The organism is Streptomyces sp. NPDC048462, from assembly GCF_043200175.1.
Taxonomy (GTDB): Bacteria; Actinomycetota; Actinomycetes; order Streptomycetales; family Streptomycetaceae; genus Streptomyces.
Genome location: NZ_JBICXG010000065.1, coordinates 1 through 2,276, shown reverse-complemented (window position 1 = coordinate 2,276; position 2,276 = coordinate 1). Strand labels below are relative to the sequence as shown.

The following is a 2,276-nucleotide window of genomic DNA, read 5'->3' as shown; positions in this document are numbered from 1 at the left end:
CTCACCCCACTCGACCAACTCCCCCTCACCCCCAACGGAAAAATCGACACCCACGCCCTCCCCGAACCCACACCCACCACCTCCACCGGAGGCCGGGCGCCACAGTCCCCACTCGAGGAAGTCACGGTCGCCCTCTTCAGCCGGGTGCTGGACGTCTCGGACCCGGTGGGCGTGGACGACAGCTTCTTCGTCCACGGTGGCCACTCGCTGCTGGCGGCCCGCCTCACCAACCACATCGCCGACGCGCTGGGCATACGGCTGACCATTCGGGACGTCTTCCAGCACCCGACACCGGCACGCCTCGCCCACCACATCAGCACCCTCAAGGGCCGGCCCGCGCTGCTGCCCCTCACCGCCGGCGCATGGACCGGTGGCAACGACGCCCCCGTCTCCTTCGCCCAGCGCCGACTCTGGCTGCTGGCCCAACTCGACGGCGGCAGCACCGCCTACAACGTCCCGATGGCCGTACGCCTCCGAGGCCCACTGGACGCCGACGCCCTGGAGGCCGCCCTCAACGACGTCGTCGAACGCCACGCCCCCCTCCGGACCGTGTTCACCACGGTCGACGGCGAACCGCGCCAGCACGTCCTCCCGGCCGCGGACACCCGCGTACACATCGAGCGTCGCGAGGTGGCCTCCGGCGAGCTGGACGAGGCCGTGGCCGGGGCCACCCGTCACGTCTTCGACCTGCGGGGCGAACTCCCCTTGCGAGCGGCTCTGTTCAGGGTCGATGACGACTCATGGGTATTCGTCCTCCTGGTGCACCACATCGCGACGGACGGCCGGTCCACCGGCGTGTTCTTCGACGACCTGTCGCGGTCCTACGAGGCGCGGGTCGCGGGTGCCGGGGGCCGGGTGCTGGAGCCGCTGTCGGTGCGCTACGCGGACTACGCGGTCTGGCAGCAGCGGGCGCTGGGCTCGGCCGACGACCCCGAGAGCGTCCTGTCACAGGAGCTGGCCTTCTGGCAGAAGACCCTGGAGGGACTGCCCGAGGAACACGGCCTGAACCTCGACCACCCCCGCCCCGCACGAGCCTCGCACCAGGGGGGACGGATCGACATCGAGCTGGGGAACGGTCTTTTCAAGCAGGTCGGCGAACTGGCCCGGGCCGAGGGGTGCACACCGTTCATGGTGGTGCACGCGGCACTCACCGCCGCCCTGACCCGGCTCGGTGCCGGCACGGACCTCGCCATCGGCACCCCCGTCGCCGGCCGCACCGACGAAGCACTCCGCGACCTCGTCGGATTCTTCGTCAACACCCTCGTCCTGCGCACCCGAACCGACGGCGACCCCACCTTCCGCGAACTCCTCTCACACGTCCGCACCACCGACCTCGACGCCTTCGCCCACCAGGACGCACCCTTCGACCTCGTCCTCGACGCCCTCAACCCCACCCGCACACTCTCCCGCCACCCCCTCTTCCAGATCTGCCTCACCCTGGAAGAGGGAGAGGCGCCGACCCTGAGCCTGGATGGTGACCGGTCGGCCGAGGTATCGGGGCTGACCAACGGGTCGGCCAAGTTCGACCTGGAGTTCCTGCTCCGCTCGGACGGCGGTCAGGGCCTGTGCGGCACGGTCCTCTTCGCAGAGGACCTGTTCGACCACTCCACCGTCCAGCGCGTGGCGACCGTGCTGGGTGAGGTGCTACGGCAGGCAGTGGCCGACCCGGAGGTGCGTCTCGCGGAGCTGGAGGTGCTGTCGGCTGCCGAGCGGAGGCTGCTGCTCGGGCCGTGGGCCGGGTCCGCCGCCGCCGTGGACGACGCCTCACTCGTCGAACGGTTCGAAGCACAGGTGACCCGCTCCCCAGAGGCCATCGCGCTCATCGACGACGACCGGCCGGTCACCTACGGAGAGCTCAACGCATCCGCCAACCGCTTCGCCCACCACCTGCGTTCACGGGGCCTGGGCCGGGGCCAACTGGCCGGCATCCTCCTCCCACGTAACGCCACCTTCGCCGCCGCCGTGATCGCGGTGGTCAAAGCCGGTGCCGGCTACACGCTGCTCGACCCGGACTTCCCCGACCATCGTCTGCGAACCGCCGCCGACGACGCGGGGATCACCCTGCTCCTCACCGACGACACTCTCGCCCGGCGCGTGGAGGGCCCCTGGAGCGTGGTCCCGTGCTCCTCGGGGGCCCCGCTCGACGAGCCGGACACGGACCTGAACCTGGCGCTGACGGGTGATGACGTGGCGTGCGTGATGTTCACCTCCGGCTCCACCGGACGCCCCAAAGGCATCCTCTCCTCACACCGCAACCTCGTATCCACCCTCACCGC

Annotated in this window: 1 protein-coding gene; it reads left to right on the top strand. The window is 70.6% G+C overall.

Annotated features, from left to right (window positions below):
- The coding region (locus ACGFU6_RS39235) for a condensation domain-containing protein (protein WP_393617400.1) at nucleotides 1–2,276 on the top strand (2,276 nt) is incomplete at both ends.